We start from the raw sequence: 20,080 nt of genomic DNA, 5'->3' as shown, positions 1-20,080 counted from the left end.
TTCGACATTTCTTGGGGCTCAGTTCGAGACCGCGTCCAGGAACCCCTGCGTCGCGGCGTCGACGTTGTACGGGCCGGTGAACTCCGAGGAGATGACTTCGTTGAGCGCCGTCATCGTCTCGGAGGGGACACCGAGGCCGTGCTGGAGGTTCGGCGGACGGTACTCCGCGTTGGCGAAGTCTTCGGCGGTCTCCTGGAGGTACGGTCCGAACTCTTCCATGCTCACGTCGGTTCGCGTCGGAATCGAGCCCTTGTACTGGTTGAACGCGATCTGCGCTTCGGGGCTGCCGACGAACGCCGCCCAGGTCTTCGACGCCTCCGGCGTCGGGTTGTCGGCCGGGTAGAGGAACGAGTCCATGTGGAGCGTGTACATGCCCTCCGTGCCGGGGAACGTCTTGAAGCCCCAGTCTTCGTCGTACGCGAAGTTCTCGGCGTTCCGGAACGCACCAGCCGCCCAGTTACCCTGATGGATGAAGGCGGCGTTGCCGTTGATGATGTTCTGGTTCGACGCGGTGAGGTTGAGCGACGCCGCGTCGTCGGAGATGTAGTTTTCGAGCATCTCCGCAGTCGTCTCGAAGGCCGAGCGAACCGCGCTCTCGGAGCCCTCTCCGTTGAGGAAGTCCATGTACGGCTGGTAGCCGTTCACGGCGAGCATCACGGCGCCCCACAGCTGCGTCGTCGTCCACGTCCCGGACATCGCGTGGGTCATCGGAACCGCGTCGGTCTCGCTTTGGACCGTCTCGAACGCGTCGATGAGCGCCGAGGGACTGTTCAGCGAGTCGACGTCGATGCCCGCCTCGTCGACGACCGAGACGTTGTAGAACAGGCAGTTCAGGCGGTGCGAACCGAGCGGAACGGCTCGATAGCTGCCGCCCTGCTGGTGAAGCTCGACCGCCTCGTCGATCATTACTTCCTCGAAGTTGTTCTCCTCCCAGACGTCGTCGACGCTGCCGAGGACGCCCTCGTAGCGGAGGAGGTTCGGACCCGGCCAGTTGGCGAACGCGCCCGGCGGGTCGTCGCTCTGGAGCCGGTTCGCCACGACGGCGTCGAGGTTCTGATTCCCGCCGCCGCCGATGGGGTTCATGTCGAGGCCGACATCGGGATAGGCCTCGTTGAACGCCGCTTCGAGCGCTTCAGCTGCCGCGGCGCCGTCGCCGCCGGTCCAGCCGTGAAGCACCTCAACCGGGGCGCTGCTTCCCCCGTCACCGCCGTCGCCACCCGCTTCAGTAGTACTACCGTCGCCGCCCGCTTCAGTAGTACTGCCGTCGCCGCCGTCATTGGAACCGCCGCCACCGGAGCAGCCGGCGAGCCCCATCGTCGCAAGCGCTCCCGCCCCAGCGACGTATTGACGCCGACTGAGCCGATTGTCGTTAGACTGGCTATCGCGTGACATACATAGACACTGTCGAACGCACCGTACTTAACGATTGATATTCATTTACTCGGTATAATAATAAAAATTCCCAGACGTATCTTATCGCCGTGATTCCGAGTTTAGAAGCCTTAAAGAGTCAGAAAGCGCTCCCGGACGCAATCGCCGTCCTCCCACTGTGGGTTCGTCGTCGCTATCAGCGACGAACGCAGGGAAGTTGAAAAGTTGACGTGAGCGGGGGCAACGTAACCGTTGTGAGAGTGACAGTCGCGCCAGTTCGCGCCTCGGTTGCCGGGACTCCGACTCGGCAAACGGGCACGGACAGTAGAGATAGACCTCGATGTCGACGATAACGCCGATGACCGGTTCGTCCACGTCAAACTTGATTTCCTCTACTCCGTCGTCGTAGTCGTCCTCGACTTGCGTTTCTTCGAAGTCGTCAAACGACATTCAGTACATCACAAAGCCGGTTAGTTGAGACGTCTGCTTGCTGAAGATGTGTCCAACAACCAGCAAACAGACGATGAAATCCACGAGGACCAGCTCCTTAACTTCCTCGTCAACTCTCTTGACGAGGAAGTTGCTCTCTCACTCGCTGAAAACGCTGAACTCGATGCTGAAGACATCTACGAGGTCCTCGTCGGCGCCTGCGCCGACGGGACCTCGGTCTCAACGCTCTGTGAGAGAAGCGAAGATGCACCCCACGAAAACTCCGTTCTCTACCATCTCCGCACTAAATTCGGTCTAGAAACGCTCGAACAGGTTGGCAACATGCTCCTCCAGAAAGACGTTCTCGACGTCCTTCCCCAGCAGGTGGAGGTCTGCGCAGACCTCCACCTGCGGCCCTACTACGGCGACGAAGACGATACAGACGGCCTGTATCACTCACAAGCGAAGCGTGGAACCACCGCGTTTCACGCGTACGCGACGCTGTACGCACGCGTGAAGAACAAACGCTACACGCTGGCGGTGCGCCGTCTCGAAGACGGCGACACCGCCAGCAGTGTCCTCGCAGAGTTCCTCGGTATTCTCGACGGCCTTGACCTCGGTGTCAAGGCCGTCTATCTTGACCGCGAATTCTACGACAGCAAGTGTTTGACGCTGCTTCAGGCGCACAACCACGCCTACGTCATGCCGATCGTCCGCTGGGGACGGACGATCAAGCAAGAACTCTCAGAAGGGTGGAGTCGCGTGATTCAGCACAGTCTGACAGCGAAACTCGACGGTCACAGCTGGACCGTCGAGTTTCCCGTCTACATCGACTGTACCTACCAAAACGGACGGTACGACGAACATGGGGTGGCGCGTCACGGCTACGCCGCTGACGCGCCGTTCATCGACTCACCACGGGACGCTCGATACCACTACGCGAAACGCTTCGGTATCGAGGCAAGCTATCGACTCTCCGAGCAAAGTATCGCGACGACCTCGACACAAAATCCGGTCGTACGGCTGTTGTACGTCGTGGTGAGCCTGCTGTTACAGAACGTCTGGCGGTATTTGCACTGGGAGTACGTGGCGACGCCCCGCCGTGGGGGGCGTCGCCTCTGGGAGTGGTCGTTCAAGGAGTTCATCAATATGGTCCGTCGAGCAGCGTGGACGGCCCTCGCGGTGCGTCGGGCCGTCCCCGCGAACCGACCACCAGACGACCGGTTTAGCCGGTAACTCCCGACCGGGCTAGCCAACGGTGGGAGTGGCGACGCTGTCGCGTCGGCGGCAGCCGCCGCCGACAGCGACGGCTCTCCGCCGATCCGTCCATGATTCTCTCGTCGAAACCGCCAGTCCAACCGCTCCGCCACAGAACTCAGGCTTCAGAAACAGCTAGGCGAGGATGCTTTGTGAGGTACTGAACTTAGAGCTTCTTGCTAAGCAGAAAGGCCATTCCGAATTTGAAATTCCTGATGAGGTCGAGATACCATACGTAGAGACGGACGAACTAGAAATATATGGCATCTCACTCACAGACACCACCGATCGCCGAGACCACATCAGGTCTACTAGCCAACCCATTAGGACAGCAAAAATCAGAGTTAAGCAGGATGTGAACGGCGACCTGTGCCACCAAGTGAACTTAGCCACAGAAGAAGTCGTCAAAGTTCTCGAATTATCTCAGCTCGTACAAGACGTCACGCCGAGACAGATCCGTTCGAAAATAATTGCTATCGGAGGAAAACCAGTCGAAGAGATAGAAGCTCATTATGAAATCTTGAAAACAGGGGGGCCAGCAAACGCAGGTGCCAGATTTACACAGTTTCCGAAGAAAGTGTTGTGGGGTGACTTCCACAAATATATTTCTGAATCGTATGCTAATTACACGCCGCGGATCCGCGATCAACTTCGAGTTAAGCAGACACTCGGCTACTATATTGACGCACGTGACCCCCACAGGCCAGTCGAAGGAAAGATGCTGAGTGCTTGCAGCGCCATCGAAATGCTTGCTCTATGGCACGCAAGAGAAGATTGCATATCTGAAAAAACAGATCCAAAAATCAAGAATTTAATCAAAAACTGGACGTAGAAACAGACGATTTAGCCAATAATGTAGTTCCATATACAAGTATACTTGACACTCCCGAGTATTTTTGGAGGAAAGAGCGAAACTACGTTGTTCACGGTGATCCAGATGTCTCATCTGCGGACCTGATTGACTCGCTAGAAGCGACTCTAGTATTACTAAAACGAATATTACGAAATCAATTATTGGGTTCAGATAATGATGATTTTAAAAGGTTCTATTCGATGAGTCCAAGATCAAGTATCAAATTCAAAGACTAGCCGCAACCTGGGTGCCGCATACACTCGCGGTCCTTGTCGAAGTAGTCCTCTACGTGCAGCACGTGGTCAGCGCTCTCCGGTCGGTCGAGGCCGTGCTGTTCGACCAAGTGGCGAGCCATCCACTCCGTCTGGTAGATACCGACGTTACACTCGGAACAGCGCCACATCTCGCCTTTCTGTAGGGTGTACTGAAGTCGCGTCTCTTGCAGCACCCGCTGGACGGGGAGTTTCAGCGGAGCCATGTCGACGCCGCCACCTCCGGGCAGGTGCTCCTCGCCGTCACGGTCGATAATCGCTTCCAGTCGCCACTCAGACGAGAGTGAAGCCCGGCGGAACGACTCCGGTTCGGAGTCGTCCTCCCCGTTCATCACTGATTCGACGAACTCGGCATGCTTCGGGTCAATCATGTTCCGGCCGAGTATCGACGCCACCGAAAGCGTCTCGTCGCTGTACTTCAGCTCCGTTTCTACGCGCTTCCGTATCCGCGTCTTTGTCGGTGATTAACCGACACTCGCCGCTGCTTTGGCACTCGGCCAGCGTTCAGCCAGCGAGCGTTCCGAACTCGAGGCGTCCGACTCGCCACCATCAGCGAGGGCTTCGGAGAGATTGTCGTCAGAAACCGGTTCGTCGAGCCATTCCTGGTCAATGGCCCAGCCGGAGTTACAGCACGCGCACACTACGTCGGGGCCGCGCCCGTCGTTCCAGACGACGGCATCGCCGCGCGCTCAGCGTGGTCGACGAGACACCAGGCTTTGCAGCTGCCGCAGACGTAGCGGACGTACCGCCACAGGTTCGTCTCTCGACGAGCCCGCGACATCTACCGAACACCCCCGGCTAAAGTTATCGCCCGACCGCGAGCCGGTCCGTAAGCAGAGCTTATGCAATTGGAATTTTCGGGCGTTTTGAGATTTCGCGGAAACGGCGAATTTAGGCGCGTTAGGGTCCGTAGTCGACTTTTCCACCAGCAACAAAACGGCTAAAATTATTATGGGCCCCATGGGGTTCGAACCCATGACCACCCGGTTATGAGCCGAGCGCTCTGACCAGACTGAGCTAGGGGCCCTCGGCCGATTCTTTCCCGTCGTCCCTCTTATGTCTTATCAGAACCGTCGCCGACGAACCGGAGACGAACCGCCCGTCGGGATGAGAAACGGAGAAGCGCCACCGCCAGGACTCGAACCTGGGACAACCTCGTTAACAGCGAGGTGCTCTACCAACTGAGCTACGGCGGCTTTCGTCTGCACTCTCTCGTATTCGATGTTTCTTGATAGGGCTTTCGTTTTTAACCGACGGCTGGCGGATGCCACCGCCTGACGCGGTCGCGAGCGCACCGTCACGCTTTCGCCCGCCCGCGGGAAACCAGCGGGCATGACGAACTCGGACCTCGCCGCGGTCGTCGCCGCGGTCCGCGAGCGCATCGACCCCGACGAGGCGGAGCGTCGGGCGCTCGCGGACGCCGCGGCGGCCCTCGAATCCCGCGTGTACGACGCCCTCGCGGACCTGCCGGTGGACGCCGACGCGCTGCAAGTCGGCAGCACCGCCCGCGGCACGTGGCTCTCGGGCGACCGCGACATCGACCTGTTCGTGCGCTTTCCGGCCGACCTCGACCGCGAGGAACTCGAAGCGTACGGCCTCGAAGTCGGTCACGCCGTCCTCCCCGACGGCCACGAGGAGTACGCCGAACACCCTTACGTGAAAGGCGACTACGACGGCTTCGACGTGGACCTCGTCCCCTGTTACGACGTGCCGTCCGCCTCGGACATCCGCTCGGCGGTCGACCGAACGCCGTTTCACAACGCCTACCTGACCGAGCGCCTCGACGACGACCTCGCGGCGGACGTTCGCGTCTTCAAGCGCTTCCTGAAGGGTATCGATGCCTACGGGAGCGACCTCCGAACCGAGGGGTTCTCGGGCTATCTCGCCGAGCTTCTCGTCGTCGGACACGGCGGCTTCGAACCGTTGCTCCGGGCGGCCGCCGACTGGAGCCCGCAGGTCGAGTTCGACCCGGAAGACCACGGAACGCGGCGGTTTTCCGACCCGCTCGTCGTCATCGACCCGACCGACCCCGAGCGGAACGTCGCGGCGGTCTGCTCGGCGGAGAACGTCGCCCGTCTCCAGCACTACGCTCGCGACCTGCTTTCCGACCCGCGGGAATCGCTGTTTTTCCGGCCCGACCCGCCGGCGCTCGACGCCGACGGCGTTCGGAGCCACCTCGACCGCCGCGGGACCACGGCCGTCGCCGTCGTCTTCGACTGCCCGGACCTCGTGGACGACCAGCTCTACCCGCAGCTGAGAAAGTCGCTGACCGGCGTCGCCGACGGCCTCGACAGACGCGGCTTCGACGTGTTCCGGCGGGCGGCGTTCGCCGACACCGACGGCGAGGGGCAGGGCGAAGCCGCCCTGTTCGCGGAACTCTCGGTGGCCGAGCGCCCGGCGGTCGAGCGCCACGAGGGGCCGCCGGTCCACGTCCGCCAGCACGCTGAGGGGTTCTACGGCGCGTACGAGGACCGCGAGGACCACTACGGACCGTTCCTCGACGGCGACCGCTACGTGGTCGAGCGCGAGCGCGAGTTCACCACGGCGGCCGGCTTCCTCGAAAGCGACGCGCTGTTCGACGTGGCCCTCGGAAAACACGTGGAATCGACGCTCAGAGAGGACGGATACGACGTGCTCGTTGGCGGCGACGTGGCCGCGCTCGCGGAGGCGTTCGGTGCCGAGTTGGGTCGCTACTTCGCGCCGAGGCCGTGAGCGGCGCGCACGTCGTCGACTAGCTCGACGTTCTTCTCGTCGGGGTCTTCCTCGGGATCCATGGCGATGCGGCCGTCGAACGTCTCGTGGACGGTCGCGACGCCCTCGGAGAGCGTGTCGAGGCCGTAGCCACCTTCGAGGACGAAGGCGATGGCGGCGTCGGTCTCTTCGCAGAGCTCCTGCACGCACTCGGTGAGCATCGCGTAGCCCTCGGTGGAGACGCGCATCCGCGAGATGGGGTCGTGGCGGTGGGCGTCGAAGCCGGCGCTCACGATGAACAGGTCGGGGTCGAACCGCTCGACGGCGGGCGCGATGGCCTCGTCGAACGAGTAGACGTAGTCGGCGTCGCCCGCGCCGGCGTGGAGCGGGACGTTGAGGGTCGACCCCTCGCCGTCGCCCTCGCCGGTCTCGTCGACCTCGCCCGTGCCGGGGTAGAGGCCGTCCTCGTGGATGGACGTGTAGAACACGTCGCCGCGGTCGTAGAAGATGTCCTGCGTGCCGTTGCCGTGGTGAACGTCCCAGTCGAAGATGGCGACGCGCTCGGCGAGGCCGTCGTCGATGACCGCCTGCGCGGCGACGGCGGCGTTGTTGAAGAAGCAAAAGCCCATGGCGTCGTCCTCGACGGCGTGGTGGCCCGGCGGGCGACCGAGCGAAAACGGCGTGTTGCGGCCGTCGTCGCCGTCGAGCGCGGCGCGGGCGGCCCACTCCGCGAGGCCGGCGGATGTGAGCGCGGCGTCCCACGACGCCTCGACGGCGACGGTGTCGGGGTCCCAGTTGCCGCCGCCGTCGCGACAGAACTCGTGGAACTCGTCGACGTAGCCGTCGTCGTGGACGGCCGCGACAGTGGATTTCTCGGCGGGCGAGGCGTCGACGTACTCGACGCCGTGGCGCTTCGCCAACCCGCGCCGGATGGCCCGGAGTCGGTCGGCCGTCTCGGGGTGCCGCGGCCCGGTGTCGTGGTCGAGACACGTTTCGCTGTAGCCGAATTGCATTATTCGAAGAGGGAGAAGTAGGTCTCGATGTCCTCGGATTGGACCGTCCGCCGGTCGGCGTGGTGGGCGAGTTTGACGGCGGCGTCCGCCACGTTGACGGCGTAGTCTTCGAGGATATCGGCCAGGGCGATTCGAGCGTCCATCGCGACGCGGTAGCGGTCGTCGATTCGGAGGCGGGCGATGCGGTCGATGGGGGCGATAGGGAGGGAGAGTTCGTCGCGGTCGACGACCTGTTGAACGCCGAAGTCCTCGGCCATCAACGTCTTGCGACCGTCCGCCGTCGCCCGGTCGGCGGCGTCTATCGCGAGTTCCGCGCCGCGGTCCTGAATCCGGCGGGCGAGCGCCTCGGCGGCGCCGGCGCTCACTCGCAACTCACCTGCGTTCTGCCGGATAATCGCGTCTACCGGGGCGAACGGTAGCTCGACACTCATACCCACATATCGGGTCCGTGCGGCGTATAATCCTTTCCGTCGCGGCCCCTTCTGTATTTTATCGCACGGAGCGCTCCCGAGCGGTCGGATTTCGCGCCGAAGAGCCGCGAAAACCGGGCGAACGATGAGTCAGGTTCGACGGCCCGCCGACGGCGGGGCGGTGGGTGACCGGCGACCGGCGGTCTATCCGTCCTACTGCTGTGCGCCAGTGTGGACTTCGACCGACTCGGCGCTGATGCGGCCGTCGGTCTCCGTCCCGGAGACGGTCACCTCGTCGCCGAGGCCGAGGTCGGCGTCGGTGTCGACGGTCTTGGTCTGCGTGCCGTCGTCGAGGATGACCGGCGTCCCGGCCTGTACGACCGTCCCGGTGAACTCGACCGCCTCGCCGGTGGACTCGGCCGCGGACGCGTCCGACGAGGACCCGCCGTTCGCGGCGGACGTGTCGTCGGACGACCCGTCGCCGGAGAACGCGCCGAGGCCTTCGTCGCTGGGCGGCGTCGGTGCCGACCCGCCGGCGTCGGTGCCGGCCGCGCCCTCGGGTGCCTCGTCCATCACGGCGACGGACGACCGCCAGCCGGCGGAGGCTTCGAGGTCCTCCTGCCAGCCCTCTTTTATCTCCGCGTCGGTGATGACGACGTAGTCCGCGAGGTCCACGTCGGCGTCGGCTTTCTCGCCCCAGAGGGCGACCCGGATATCGCCGGTGCCGTCCTTGACGCGGATGTTTCGGACCTGCCCCTCGGAGCCGTCGTCGCGGTCGAAGGTGCGTTTCCCGTCTGCCTCGATGACGCCGCCGGCGATGTCCACCGTCTGACCGAGTTCGAGCGAGCCGATGTCGGTCGTCTCGGGGACGTACTCGATGTCCTCGTCGATGGGTTCGACCGCGCCGCGGGAGCCGACGTGGAGTTCGAGCGAGCCGTCGCGCTCGCGGACGTAGCCGTCGACGACCTCGACCGACTGGCCGGGTTCGAGTTCTTCGGCGAGGTCCGCCCGCTCGTCCCAGAGCGTGACGCGGACGCGACCGGTCGGATCACCGACCGAGAGGTTCGAGACGCGGCCCTCGGTGCCGTCGTCGCGGTCGAACGTTCGCACGGTGCCGGCGTCGAGAATCTTGCCTTCGAGGTTCACGTCCGAGAGGCCGAGCGCGAGGTCCTCGACGCGGTAGCTATCGAGCACCTGCACGTCGACCTCGGCGTCGAGGTCCTCTTCGACCTTGCTGGCGCTGACTTCGACGCCGTTGTAGCCGTCCTTCGGGCGACCGCCGATGCGGAGGACGGTGCCGACTTCGAGGTTCTCCTTCGCGCCGGCGGCCATCTCGTCCCACAGCGAGACGCGGATGCGACCGGTCTCGTCGGCGACCTCGATGTTGACGACCCGCCCGTCTTCGTCCTCGCCGTCGCGCTCGAACGTCCGAACCTCGCCGATGCTGACGACCTTGGCGAGGAACTTCACGTCCTCCATGCCGGGTTCGATGTCGGCGATGCCGTTGACCTCCTCGTCGCGCAGTTCGTGGGCGATGAGCATCGCCGCCGTCTCCTCGTCGGCGAGGCCGCCCATCTGTTCGACCTTGTCGTTGACCGCCGCTTCGAACTCCTCGAACTCGACATCGGTGTCGAGGTCGTCGTAGACCTCCCGGATGACGCCCATCAGGCGTCACCTCCCGGAACGAAGCGCGCGCGTCGCGGCAGACCGAGCGTCGTACTCATACTATGGACGAACAGGGAAGGGCGGCGCTTAAGCGTTGTTTTCCTCCGAATTGGACCGCCGAACCGACCGCGCGAATCGAGCGACATAACGGGGGTGGTCGCGGCCTCGGATTTGAACCTTCGGACGCCTCAGGCGTCCATATCGATGCGGGCGACCTCTCGACGACCGTCCGCGTCGTCGTGGACGACGACCGCCCGGCCGGGGAGGCCGCTTTCGAATCGGAGCGTCGCCTCGTAGCCGCGGACGACCGGCGATTCGGCGCAGTTCTCCGCGTCGGCTCGCTCGACGGTCTCGACGACGAGCGTGGCCGTGTCCGACGCCGCGTCGTAGTCGGCGCGCGCGAGTCGGGCGATAGAACAGTCGGTCGCCCCCGTGACGCACCCGACGACGGAGACGCCGGTTTCGGTCTCGGACGCGAGCGCCCCGCCGTCCGCCGAGCAGGCGTCGGCGCGGACGGGAGTGAACGACCGCCCGACGAGTCGCGGGCGGCGGGACGTCCCCGTCGCCGTCGGCGACGCGGTTCCGGTCTCGGTGCCGGTGCTCGCCGTCGACCCCTCCGCCGCGTCGCCGCCGCTCGCGCACCCCGCGAGCGAGGCGCACAGCCCGGCTGTTCCGAGGAGGAGCGCGCGTCGATTCACGTGCGAAACTAGGCCCGCTCGCGAAAAAGTCCTTGCGTACGACACGCACACCGACGCCCGCCTCGTGCCGTGGTCCCGCGGTTCACTGGGAGTTCACATCGTAACCGTCTTAAGTAACCGTCGAGTACCGAAGGATGCAGCAAGACAGTCCTGATAGGGTAGTGGACTATCCTCCTGGCTTGCGGAGCCAGGGACCGGAGTTCAAATCTCCGTCAGGACGTTTCTACGAGGAACTACACGACGAGCGAAGCGAGGGTCCGTCTTCACCGAAGCTCTGTGGACGTTTCTCTTTGGAACCGACCTTCGAGAGCCTTCTGCGCTCTCGGGGCGGTACACCGTCTCTACGGAGACCTGAACAGCGAGCGATATCGTCGCGACCGGGTTCACCGCTCGTCAGGACTCGACGTGGGCGGCCAGTCCGAGGTCCAGTTCTGCGACCCCGCCGAGCACCACGTCGGCCATGCGGCGCGCCCCGTGCTCGCTGAAGTGCGTGTCGTCAGCGATTCCCTCCGGATAGTTCGAGTGTTCGCCCGGTTCGAGGTGGTTGTAGAGCGCCGTCGACGCGTCGGGGCCGAGTTCAGCCAAGAGCGCCCGCGTTCGCTCGTCCATGTCGATGAGCGGCACGTCGCGGTCGAGCGCGACGGTTCTCGTCAGGTCGGCGTACGCGCGGTGGGTGTCTTTCGGGACGCCGCCGTCGTCGAACTGGCGGCGCGCGATGGGCGTGAGAAACACGGGCGTCGCCCCCTGTTCGCGCGTCTCACCGACGAACTTCCGGAGGTTGTCGACGAACGCCGCCTCGGTCGTGTGCTGTTCTTTCGACGGCACCTCGTCGTTGTGGCCGAACTGGACGAACACGTAGTCGGTCTCGGTCAACTGGCGGGCGACGGGACGCCAGCGACCCTCTTCCAGAAACGTGCGGGTGCTGCGACCGTTTCGGGCGTGGTTCGCCACCGTGACGGCGTCGTCGAAGCGGTCGGCAAAGGGCATTCCCCACCCGGTCTCCGGGCGTTCGTGCGCCTCCTTGTCGGCCATGGTGGAATCCCCGACGAGATGGACGGTAATCGACTCGGACGACATTTCGATAGCGCCCGTCCGGGCGACGTATAGTGACTCCGGTCGGGTCAGTCGACGGAAAAATCAGCGCCTAACCGTCGCTAACGGGTGCCTACCCGCCGGGACGTGGCGTTGGACCGACCGACGGAGCGCCGAGCGCACTCGGCAGTCCGGACCGAAAAATGAACTTACGCCTCGTCGTACGGCGGTTCGAGGCCGGGCGACCGCTCGTCGTCCTCGCGGCGGCGGACCGACGAGGTCGTGCGCGACCGCTGTGGACGGGGGCGAGGCGCCTCCTCTGACCGGGGCTTCGCGGCCCACGACCCGTGGCAGTCCCGACAGTAGTTGCCTTTGTACGCCCGCGTGAACAGATACTGCTCACCGCAGCGGATACAAACCGGGGACTGGGTCATCGTTCGACACCTCGGACGAGGGTTTCGAGGGTATTCATGTGCTATCATACCTCATATGTTCCCGAGAGGGATAAGTATGCAAGCCCTACGCCGCGGGAGCGCGCCCTTCGCGGAATCTTTACTCGTGGACGGCGAACGGTTCGCATGGACGATTCGCTTCGCGCAGGCGTCGCCATCTACAACGCGGGCGCGTACCGGGCGGCCCACGGCGCGTGGGAGTCGAAGTGGCTGTCGCTCGAACGCGACACCGACGACGAGCGGTTTCTCCACGGGCTTATCCAATTCACCGCGGCGGTCCACCACGCCCGCGACGGCAACGACTCCGGCGCGGTCGGCCTCGCTCGGAGCGCGCGGGAGTACCTTGACGGCCTCGCAGACGACTACCGCGGCGTCGACCTCGCCGGCGTTCGAGAATCTCTCGCGCGCCTCGAAGCCGACCCCGGCGTCGCCGCCGACCCGCCCGCGCTCCGACTCGACGACCGGGTCGTCACGTACGACGACCTCGATTTCGACGCCGTCGCGGTCGCGGCCGAGACGCTCGCGGAGGAACTGGACGGCTACGACGAGTCGGTCGTCGCCGACGCGGTCGGGTACGCCCACGAAGAGGTCGCCGACGGGGAACAGACGCAGTTCACGGCGATGGTGTTCGACTTCGTGCGGAACGAAGCCCAGCGCGGACTGGTGTTTCAGCGATTGAGCGAGCACGTCCGCCGGCGGCGACGCCGCGAAGACGACGTGAGCGGCCTGTTCGATTGACTCTCGTTACGGCTCGCCGTCGGCTCCGGTCGCACCGACCAGTGCCGACACGAGATTGGCTTCGATTCGTTGCAGATGCTCACTCACAGTGCCGGGTGCCACGGCGAGTTCGGCGGCGATTTCCCGGTGTGTCGCTTCTCGGGGGACCTCGTAGTAGCCAGCCCGGACTGCGACGTCGAGAACCTCGCGTTGGCGGTCTGTGAGCGACGACAACGGGTCGTGGACAGACGCCTCGTATCGGCCGGTGCGAACGAGCGAGACGTCGATTTCGGCCGGGATGGTCGCAATCGCGTGGCTCAGTGCGTCCTCGGTGCCGAGCAACGTGAGTTGCGCCGAGAGGTTTCCGTTCGGCCGGGCGAAGGTGACCGGCCACGTGAGGACGACTGCGTGGTCGAAGACGACCGCCAGCAGTCGGTCCATGAGCGGCGACGACTCGTAGTGGATATACGCGATACCAGCAGCAGAGACGTCGAACGCCCGGACTTCGGAAATCGAATCGAGGATCTCCCGCGCCGCGTCGAGGTCGCCCCGGAGGCGACTCAGTTCGGTGTAGCCGCCGTCATCGACCGAATTCACGTAGTGGAGTGACTCGATGGTGACGCCCGCGTCGTCGGTGAACGCTTCTGTCAACGGGTGCAGTTCGGTGTCGTCCCAGCCGAGCCGCAGTGTGGTGTATCTCATCTTCCAAGTGCGGCAGTGATGTTGGCGCAGAGTCGGAAGACTGGATTTATAAATGCACCTCGTATGCTCGGAGTCAGCCACATCTCGTCAGTGGACGAAAGTGTAGCTATGGCAGCAACCGCCGCTCGACGAATCGCACTCTTGTTGACCGTCGTCACCCTGCTTCTCGTCTCGCTCGCGCCGTGGGGACCAATCGAGACGCGGTCGTTCGAACATCTCTCCCCAGTCGTCTACTGGGGATTCAACGCTTTTCTCATCCTGCTGGGGCTGGGGAGCTTCGCCACCGCGTATCGCCTCTGGTCGGGGAATACTGACGCGCTACTCGTTGCGGTCGTCGCCGGCGTACTCTACATCGCCGTCTACGGCCTCGATTTGGCTGGCATCTTCCCAACGTCGCCGGACGCGATGCCGCCGCTGTTGTTCGCTATCGAAGTCGTCGATACGGCGCTCGCGGTCGTGCTCGTCGTGTACAGTTACTGGGTCTGGAATCGGGCGAACCCACACCGTGGGCGGGGCGAGACTCGGACGTCCTGACCACGGCGGGTACGCTGCTGGCTGTGGAATCCGTCGCTCCGAAAAAATGCGCCAGCCCTGAAACCTACGCTTCGTCCAGCGGTTCGCCCTCGAAGGTGAACTCGGCGGAGTTGTCCTGCGGGTCGTAGCCGAGCACCGCCCGAGCGCGGTCGATGGAGTAGTACTTACGGTCGTTGTCGGAGATACCGTAGACGATTTCGTAGTCGTAGTCGGCCTCGATACAGCACTCGAAGAGATGCCCGCAATCGCGGTACGACAGCCACATCGCCTGCCCGCGTTCGTACTCCTTCGGCGGGTGGTGCTGAGTGAGGTTGCCGATGCGGACGTTCACGACCGAGATGTCGTGGTGGTCGTGGTAGTAGCGGCCGAGCGTCTCGCCGGCGGCCTTGCTCACGCCGTAGAGGTTACTCGGGCGCGGTAGTTCCGTCCCGTCGAGTCGGAACTCGTGGTGCGGGCGGTACATATCGGGCGTCCGGTCCGTCGTTTCGTACGCCCCGACGGCGTGGTTCGAGGAGGCGAACGCGAACTTCTCGACGCCGACGTCGACCGCGGCGTCGAACATCTGTTGGGTGCCGTCGATGTTGTTCCGCAGGACGCTGTCCCACGGCGCTTCGGGACGCGGGTCGCCCGCGAGGTGGATGACGGCGTGGACGCCGTCCATGGCGTTTCGCACGGCGGTCTCGTCGGTGACGTCGGCGACGTACACCTCCGTGGAGTCGACCGAATCGGGAATCTTCTCGTCGGAGAGTGGCTCGCGGTCCAACAGCCGCCAGTCGTAGGCGTCGCCGATGTGCCCTAGTATCGCCTGGCCGACGCGCCCGCCAGCCCCCGTCAGCAAAACCGGCTGGTCCATTCGGTGTAACGTCCGGCGAGGGAGGCTAAGTAAGGTCCGGTTCGCGCTCGCTGGACCCTTCGGACCGCCGAACTTTAACCCAGAGCGACGGTGTTCCCGGTATGGTCACAGACCCGCAGACGGCCTGCTTCGAGGCGGGCATCAAGTTCGGGACGCTCTATCACCAGTTCGCCGGCACGCCGGTTTCGCCCGACAGCGCCCGGAGCCTCGAACGGGCCATGGCCGAGGCCATCGAGAACCAACCGCACTGCGAGTCGGTCTCCGTCCACATTCTCGACGACGCGCTGGACGCCGAACTCGCCGGGTCGACCGCCGACTACACGGAACTCACGGGGCGGTTCATGGAAGTCGAGATGGAAATCGACTACGAGGGCGTCCGCGTCCGGACCGAAATGGAAATGGAAGACGGCTACCCGCTGATGAAAATCGTGTCGGTTGAATGACCCGCCCGCGAAGCGCCGCCCGCGGACTCCTCGTCCGCGACGGCGAACTCCTCGCGATTCAGTACCGCACCGACGGCGAGGACTGGTACGTCGCACCCGGCGGCGGCCAGCAGCGCGGCGAGTCGCTCGCGGAGACGGTCCGCAGAGAGGTGTACGAGGAAACCGGCTACGAGGTCGCCGTCGGGTCGCTCGCGTACGTCAGGGACTTCGTGCCCTCGACGCATTACGAAGATAGAGACGACGGCCATCAAGTAGACCACTTCTTCTGGTGCGAGCGAGTGGGAGACGAGCCGGACGACCCGACGGAGCGCGATTCGGTCCAGGTCGGCGTGCGGTGGCTCCCCCTCGACGAACTCGGGGAGGTCCGGTTCTTCCCCGGCCCGCTCGGTGACCGACTCCGGAGCGGCGACTCCGACGAGATGGGCGACGCACGCGGCGCGGTCTACCTCGGCGACGTGGACTGAGAATCCGGCGGCGACGACTCCGGAGTCGTTCGATTTCACTTTCACTTTCGGGGTCGTTTTTAAACCCCCGCGCGCCGAACGTGTGAGCATGAGTCAAAGCACGCTCGGCGACGACGACCTGTTCGGAGAGGCGGCGGCGGAGATGCGCGCCGACGTCGAGGAACATCTCGGCGAGGCCCGGTCGGCGCTTCCCGACCCGGACGACGTGTGGGAGGCCGACGCCGACAACGTCCTCGGCGTCCTCAACGGCCTCCGCTCCTCGCTCGACGTCGAGGGTGCGGCCGAGCACGTCCGACAGGCCAAGAAGTGGTACGTCATCGGCCAGCGCGCCGAGGCGTTCGACGACCCCGAGGACCTCGAAGCGGCCATCGAAGAGCTCGAAGCACTCATCGAGATGGTCGAGGAGGCCCACGAACTCGTCGGGGAACTCACCAACACGATGCCGCAGCTTCGCGGCGCGCTCACCGACGCGGCCGAAGCGGCGGAAGCCGCCAGCGCGGACGAAGACGAAGACGAAGACGAAGAAGAGGAGTAATCCGTAGACCGACTCGCCGGTCCGCGTCCGCGGGCCGTTCAGTCGAGTTTCCGGCTTTCGACCGCGTCGAGGAGCGACGCGAGCGAGTCGGCCGCGAGCGATTCCAGTTCCGCGCCGCGGTCGGCGTCACCCTTGGCGGGGTCGCCGACGACGCCGTTGTCGGTGAACTCGTCGGAGTCGTGGGCCAGGTTGACGCCCGAGACCCACTCGCCCCAGCGGTCGGCACCTCCATCGCGGGCCTCGTCGATTCGGTCCTCACGGACCAGTTCGGGGTGCGTGTGGCGGAGTAAGGCGGTTTCTAACGGGCCGCCGTGGCCCATGTCCGAGGAGTGGTCACCGACGGCGTCGAACCACGTGAACGCGACCGCGTAAACGTCGCCCGTCCGCGAGACGCGCCGACAGAGCTCCGCGAGCGCGTCGATGTTACCGCCGTGGCCGTTGACGACGACGACGCGGTCGAAGCCGTGGTGGGCGAGCGATTCGATAGTCTCGCGGACGTACGCGCGGAAGGTGTCCGGCGAGACCCAGAGCGTGCCGTCGAAGGCGCGGTGTTCCTCGGCGACGCTGACCGGGATAGTCGGGCCGACGACGACCTCGCCGTCGAACGCGTCGGCACCGACCTCGGCGACCGATTCGGCGTTGAGCGCGTCGGTGCCGAGCGGCGCGTGCGGGCCATGCTGTTCCGTGCTTCCGACCGGGAGGAGCGCGAGGTCGCCGTCGAGGTCAGCGACCTCGGTCCAAGTGGCTTCGGAGAGTCGCATGCCGAAAGAAGTGTTTGCCCCCTCCTTAGTGGTACGCGAAGCCTCAGTCGTCGCCGGCGTCGACCTCGGCCTGCCGGCGGGCGGCGCGCTCGACGAACTCGTCGGGGAGTTGGTCGATTTCGCCCGCCTGAACCCCCCAGAGATGGGCGTAGAGGCCGTCTTCCGACAGGAGGTCGTCGTGCGCCCCGCGCTCGACGATGCGCCCGTCTTCGAGGACGACGATTTGCTCCGCGTCCTTGATAGTCGACAGGCGGTGGGCGATACTGAACGTCGTCCGGTCGGCCGTGAGTTCGTCCAGCGAGCGCTGGATGAGCATCTCCGTCTCGGTGTCAACGTCCGAGGTCGCCTCGTCGAGGACGAGGATGTCCGGGTCCTTCAGGATGGCGCGGGCGATGGAGACGCGCTGGCGCTGGCCGCCCGAGAGCTTCACGCCGCGCTCGCCGACCTTGGTGTCGTACCCCTCGGGGAGGTTCGAGATGAACTCGTGAGCCTCGGCGGCTTTCGCGGCCGCGACGACCGCCTCGTCGTCGGCGTCGAACGTGCCGTAGGTGATGTTGTCGCGGACGGTCCCGTAGAACAGGAACGTCTCCTGGCTGACGTAGGCGATGGACTCCCGGAGGCTGGAGATGGTCACGTCGCGCACGTCTTGGCCGTCGATGTTGACGTGCCCCTCGTCGGGGTCGTACATGCGCATCAGGAGCTTGAGAATCGTCGATTTCCCCCCGCCCGTGGGGCCGACGAGCGCGAGCGTCTCGCCGCCGTCGACCTCGAAGGAGATGTCCTCGACGACGGTCTCGCCGTCGCCGTAGCCGAAGGTCACGTCGTCGTACTCGACGCGGCCCTCGGAGACGGCGAGGTCGGGCGCGTCGGGCTGTTCGGCCAGCCGCGCGGGCTCGTCCATCAGGCCGAAGATACGGGCGCTGGAGGCGTGGGCACGCTGGTACATGTTGATAATCTGCCCGAACTGGGCGAGCGGCCAGACGAACTGCTGGGTAAGCAGGATGAAGGTGACGAACTCCCCGATTTCGAGGTCGCCGGTGAAGGGGCCGGGGCCCTGCCCGTTGATGACCCACAGGCCGCCGACGACGAAGGTGAGCGAAAAGCCGATACCGGCGAGGATGCGGAGCGCGGGGAAGAACTTGATGCGGGTGTTGATGGCGTCCCAGTTGGCGTCGAAGTAGTCCATCGAGACGCCGTCGACGCGGTCGGACTCGTGGGACTCGGCGTTGAACGTCTTGATGACCTGAATGCCGCCGAGGTTGTTCTCCAGCCGGGAGTTGAGCTTGCCGACCGACGAGCGCACGTCGGCGTACTTCGGCTGGATGATATCGACGAACTTCCACGTGAAAAGCGCGATGAGCGGGACCGGCAACAGGGCGACGAGCGCGAGCTGCCAGTTGTACGAGAGGAGGACCACCGCGATGGCGACGACCATCACGAACAGGCGGAAAAAGGAGTTCATCCCGTCGTTGAGGAACCGTTCGAGGCGGTTCACGTCGTTCGAGAGGATGGACATCATCTCGCCGGTCTGCTTGTCGGCGAAGAAGTCCATGTTGAGCAGCTGCATCCGGTCGTAGGTGTCGGTCCGAACGTCGTGTTGAATCTGCTGGGCGTAGGCGTTCCATCCCCAGTTGCGGAGCCAGTGGAACACCGCGCCGGCGGTGAAACTGAACACGATGATGCCGACCGCCAAGAGGAACTGGCCGTCTCTGGTCGCCGGGACGTACGGGGTAATCCACGCCTCGGGGAGGACGGGGAAGCCGGCCGCGAACGACGTCTCCTGCCGGATGATGGCGTCGATGGCGAGGCCGAGGATGACCGGCGGCATGAGGTCGAGCACGCGAGCGGCGACGCTCGCGAGGACGCCCACGACGAACTCGAAGGTGTTCTCGCGGCCGTACTCGGCAAACAACCGCCGCATCGGGTTGTCGACCCGCTCGCGTTGGTCCTCGAACGGGTCGTCGTCGGTTTCAGGGGACACGACAACCGTTCAGGGGGCGCTCGCAGTAAAGTACTCGGGTGAGGGAGCGAGCCGCCGGTAGATTAAACCGGGTGTTCTTGACGGGCCGGGCGCGTCCGGGGCGCTCAGACGACTCGGTCTTCGACCTCGGGGTCGACGCCGGCCTCGACGAGGTCCTGTCGGACGCGCTCGCGCAGCGGGTCGGGAACCGTGTCGCGGCCGACGGGGACCGCGACCTCGCCGTCGCCTTTCACCTTCCAGTAGAGGACGCAGTCGGACGGTTCGTAGTACTCGATGCTGTAAGCGTCGTCAGCCCCGCGGTAGTGGACCCGCGCGGCGAACTCCTCGGCGCGCCAGCCTTCGAGTTCGGAGAGCGCCGCGACGTGTGCTGTCATGGTCGGGTCAACGGTCGCCGGCCCTTCGGGCGTTTCGCTTCTACTCGACTTCGACTCGGTCGCCCGCGTCGATTCCGGTCTCGTTCGTGTAGCCGTAGGGGAGTTCGAGGACGTACTTCCCGGTTCCGCGGTAGCGGGTGAGGTCGGACTCGCTCGTCCCCTCGGGATCGAGTTCGGCGTGGTGGATGCGCGTGATGGTGCCGTTTTCGGCGACGAAGACGATGTCCAGCGGGAAGTCCATGTCGCGCATCACGTAGGCGTAGGTGCCCGAGGAGTCGTGGACGAACCACATCCCCTCGTTTTCGGCGAGCGATTCGGTGTCGCTCAGGCCGGTAAAGCGCTTGGCGCGGGTGTCAGCGACGCGGGCGTTGACTGTCGCCAGCGTCTCGCCGGTCTCGTCGTCGACGACGGTGAGCGTGGTCCGTTCGTAGCCGTCGGTCGAGCCGGGGACGACCGCGGGGTTGGTGAGATACGCGACGCTCGCGACCGCGACGACGACCGCGACGACGAGCAGCGCGGTTCGCGCTCGAGAGGTCATTGCCGGACGTGACGGTCGCCGCGGGTCTAAGGGTT

22 protein-coding genes and 3 tRNA genes are annotated in these 20,080 nt (G+C 64.8%); 9 read left to right on the top strand and 16 right to left on the bottom strand.

The window, feature by feature from the left end:
- Positions 1 to 18 precede the first annotated feature (18 nt).
- Positions 19 to 1,176, bottom strand: coding sequence for an ABC transporter substrate-binding protein (locus tag HVO_RS07260; RefSeq protein WP_004044400.1), 1,158 nt, complete (start codon positions 1,174 to 1,176; stop codon positions 19 to 21).
- 693 nt (positions 1,177 to 1,869) lie between these two features.
- On the opposite strand from HVO_RS07260, the gene HVO_RS07250 reads away from it, so the two are divergent.
- Complete coding sequence (locus HVO_RS07250) at positions 1,870 to 3,036, top strand: ISH3 family transposase (RefSeq protein ID WP_013035617.1); 1,167 nt, start codon at positions 1,870 to 1,872, stop codon at positions 3,034 to 3,036.
- A 166-nt stretch (positions 3,037 to 3,202) separates the two neighbouring features.
- The gene (locus tag HVO_RS20545) at positions 3,203 to 3,889 is read left to right on the top strand and encodes a hypothetical protein (RefSeq protein WP_144064039.1); all 687 of its coding nucleotides are present in this window, start codon (positions 3,203 to 3,205) and stop codon (positions 3,887 to 3,889) included.
- A gap of 253 nt (positions 3,890 to 4,142) precedes the next feature.
- On the opposite strand, the gene HVO_RS07245 is transcribed toward HVO_RS20545, so the two are convergent.
- The 3 genes from HVO_RS07245 to HVO_RS07235 form a co-directional block, all read right to left on the bottom strand.
- Positions 4,143 to 4,553 carry a hypothetical protein gene (locus HVO_RS07245; RefSeq protein WP_004044401.1) on the bottom strand — a complete coding sequence of 137 codons (411 nt, stop codon included), beginning with the start codon at positions 4,551 to 4,553 and terminating at the stop codon, positions 4,143 to 4,145.
- Between the two features lie 581 nt (positions 4,554 to 5,134).
- A tRNA-Ile gene (locus HVO_RS07240) sits at positions 5,135 to 5,209 on the bottom strand.
- Between the two features lie 96 nt (positions 5,210 to 5,305).
- Positions 5,306 to 5,378: transfer RNA gene (locus HVO_RS07235), tRNA-Asn, on the bottom strand.
- A gap of 136 nt (positions 5,379 to 5,514) precedes the next feature.
- Here HVO_RS07235 and cca point away from each other — a divergent pair.
- Positions 5,515 to 6,894, top strand: a complete 1,380-nt coding sequence (cca, locus tag HVO_RS07230; protein WP_004044402.1) for a CCA tRNA nucleotidyltransferase — start codon at positions 5,515 to 5,517, stop codon at positions 6,892 to 6,894.
- Here the strand turns inward: cca and HVO_RS07225 are convergent.
- The 4 genes from HVO_RS07225 to HVO_RS07210 all read right to left on the bottom strand — a co-directional run bounded on the left by HVO_RS07225 (position 6,873) and on the right by HVO_RS07210 (position 10,659).
- Entirely contained in the window at positions 6,873 to 7,886 is a 1,014-nt protein-coding gene (locus HVO_RS07225) for a histone deacetylase family protein (protein ID WP_004044403.1), read from the bottom strand. The two genes, cca and HVO_RS07225, sit on opposite strands and share 22 nt — an antisense overlap.
- Positions 7,886 to 8,317, bottom strand: a complete 432-nt coding sequence (locus HVO_RS07220; RefSeq protein ID WP_004044404.1) for a histone — start codon at positions 8,315 to 8,317, stop codon at positions 7,886 to 7,888. Before HVO_RS07220 ends, HVO_RS07225 begins: the two co-directional genes overlap by 1 nt.
- A gap of 192 nt (positions 8,318 to 8,509) precedes the next feature.
- Entirely contained in the window at positions 8,510 to 9,961 is a 1,452-nt protein-coding gene (locus HVO_RS07215) for a single-stranded DNA binding protein (RefSeq protein WP_004044405.1), read from the bottom strand.
- A gap of 188 nt (positions 9,962 to 10,149) precedes the next feature.
- Positions 10,150 to 10,659 carry a hypothetical protein gene (locus HVO_RS07210; RefSeq protein ID WP_004044406.1) on the bottom strand — a complete coding sequence of 170 codons (510 nt, stop codon included), beginning with the start codon at positions 10,657 to 10,659 and terminating at the stop codon, positions 10,150 to 10,152.
- A gap of 147 nt (positions 10,660 to 10,806) precedes the next feature.
- Here HVO_RS07210 and HVO_RS07205 point away from each other — a divergent pair.
- Positions 10,807 to 10,879 (top strand) — tRNA-Arg (locus HVO_RS07205).
- 173 nt (positions 10,880 to 11,052) lie between these two features.
- On the opposite strand, the gene HVO_RS07200 is transcribed toward HVO_RS07205, so the two are convergent.
- Both HVO_RS07200 and HVO_RS07195 read right to left on the bottom strand, forming a co-directional pair.
- Positions 11,053 to 11,736: a rhamnogalacturonan acetylesterase gene (locus HVO_RS07200; RefSeq protein WP_004044407.1), complete on the bottom strand. Its 684-nt coding sequence runs from the start codon at positions 11,734 to 11,736 to the stop codon at positions 11,053 to 11,055.
- Between the two features lie 164 nt (positions 11,737 to 11,900).
- The gene (locus HVO_RS07195; RefSeq protein WP_004044408.1) at positions 11,901 to 12,125 is read right to left on the bottom strand and encodes a DUF7564 family protein; all 225 of its coding nucleotides are present in this window, start codon (positions 12,123 to 12,125) and stop codon (positions 11,901 to 11,903) included.
- 144 nt (positions 12,126 to 12,269) lie between these two features.
- Between HVO_RS07195 and HVO_RS07190 the strand changes: the two genes are divergently transcribed.
- Positions 12,270 to 12,881, top strand: coding sequence for a DUF309 domain-containing protein (locus HVO_RS07190; RefSeq protein WP_004044409.1), 612 nt, complete (start codon positions 12,270 to 12,272; stop codon positions 12,879 to 12,881).
- A 6-nt stretch (positions 12,882 to 12,887) separates the two neighbouring features.
- Here the strand turns inward: HVO_RS07190 and HVO_RS07185 are convergent, their stop codons facing one another.
- Positions 12,888 to 13,562 carry a helix-turn-helix domain-containing protein gene (locus tag HVO_RS07185; protein WP_004044410.1) on the bottom strand — a complete coding sequence of 225 codons (675 nt, stop codon included), beginning with the start codon at positions 13,560 to 13,562 and terminating at the stop codon, positions 12,888 to 12,890.
- Between the two features lie 108 nt (positions 13,563 to 13,670).
- On the opposite strand from HVO_RS07185, the gene HVO_RS07180 reads away from it, so the two are divergent.
- Positions 13,671 to 14,096 carry a hypothetical protein gene (locus HVO_RS07180; protein ID WP_004044411.1) on the top strand — a complete coding sequence of 142 codons (426 nt, stop codon included), beginning with the start codon at positions 13,671 to 13,673 and terminating at the stop codon, positions 14,094 to 14,096.
- A gap of 64 nt (positions 14,097 to 14,160) precedes the next feature.
- Here the strand turns inward: HVO_RS07180 and azf are convergent, their stop codons facing one another.
- Positions 14,161 to 14,949, bottom strand: a complete 789-nt coding sequence (azf, locus tag HVO_RS07175; RefSeq protein WP_004044412.1) for an NAD-dependent glucose-6-phosphate dehydrogenase — start codon at positions 14,947 to 14,949, stop codon at positions 14,161 to 14,163.
- A 101-nt stretch (positions 14,950 to 15,050) separates the two neighbouring features.
- On the opposite strand from azf, the gene HVO_RS07170 reads away from it, so the two are divergent.
- From HVO_RS07170 to HVO_RS07160, 3 genes are all read left to right on the top strand, one after another.
- Positions 15,051 to 15,392: a dihydroneopterin aldolase family protein gene (locus HVO_RS07170; protein WP_004044413.1), complete on the top strand. Its 342-nt coding sequence runs from the start codon at positions 15,051 to 15,053 to the stop codon at positions 15,390 to 15,392.
- Positions 15,389 to 15,856 carry an NUDIX domain-containing protein gene (locus tag HVO_RS07165; protein WP_004044414.1) on the top strand — a complete coding sequence of 156 codons (468 nt, stop codon included), beginning with the start codon at positions 15,389 to 15,391 and terminating at the stop codon, positions 15,854 to 15,856. Before HVO_RS07170 ends, HVO_RS07165 begins: the two co-directional genes overlap by 4 nt.
- A gap of 88 nt (positions 15,857 to 15,944) precedes the next feature.
- A complete protein-coding gene (locus HVO_RS07160; protein WP_004044415.1) occupies positions 15,945 to 16,391 on the top strand; it encodes a DUF5790 family protein in 447 nt (148 codons plus the stop codon).
- 38 nt (positions 16,392 to 16,429) lie between these two features.
- On the opposite strand, the gene HVO_RS07155 is transcribed toward HVO_RS07160, so the two are convergent.
- From HVO_RS07155 to HVO_RS07140, 4 genes are all read right to left on the bottom strand, one after another.
- Positions 16,430 to 17,152: a creatininase family protein gene (locus tag HVO_RS07155; protein WP_004044416.1), complete on the bottom strand. Its 723-nt coding sequence runs from the start codon at positions 17,150 to 17,152 to the stop codon at positions 16,430 to 16,432.
- Positions 17,153 to 17,195: 43 nt separating this feature from the next.
- Positions 17,196 to 19,133 carry an ABC transporter ATP-binding protein gene (locus HVO_RS07150; RefSeq protein ID WP_004044417.1) on the bottom strand — a complete coding sequence of 646 codons (1,938 nt, stop codon included), beginning with the start codon at positions 19,131 to 19,133 and terminating at the stop codon, positions 17,196 to 17,198.
- A 104-nt stretch (positions 19,134 to 19,237) separates the two neighbouring features.
- The gene (locus HVO_RS07145; RefSeq protein ID WP_004044418.1) at positions 19,238 to 19,507 is read right to left on the bottom strand and encodes a DUF7538 family protein; all 270 of its coding nucleotides are present in this window, start codon (positions 19,505 to 19,507) and stop codon (positions 19,238 to 19,240) included.
- A gap of 40 nt (positions 19,508 to 19,547) precedes the next feature.
- A complete protein-coding gene (locus HVO_RS07140) occupies positions 19,548 to 20,045 on the bottom strand; it encodes a DUF192 domain-containing protein (RefSeq protein WP_004044419.1) in 498 nt (165 codons plus the stop codon).
- Between the last annotated feature and the right edge of the window lie 35 nt (positions 20,046 to 20,080).

It is taken from the genome of Haloferax volcanii DS2, from assembly GCF_000025685.1.
In the GTDB taxonomy this organism is placed as follows: domain Archaea; phylum Halobacteriota; class Halobacteria; order Halobacteriales; family Haloferacaceae; genus Haloferax; species Haloferax volcanii.
Note: the sequence above shows the minus strand (reverse complement) of the source record. Positions and strands in the feature narration are given on the sequence as shown.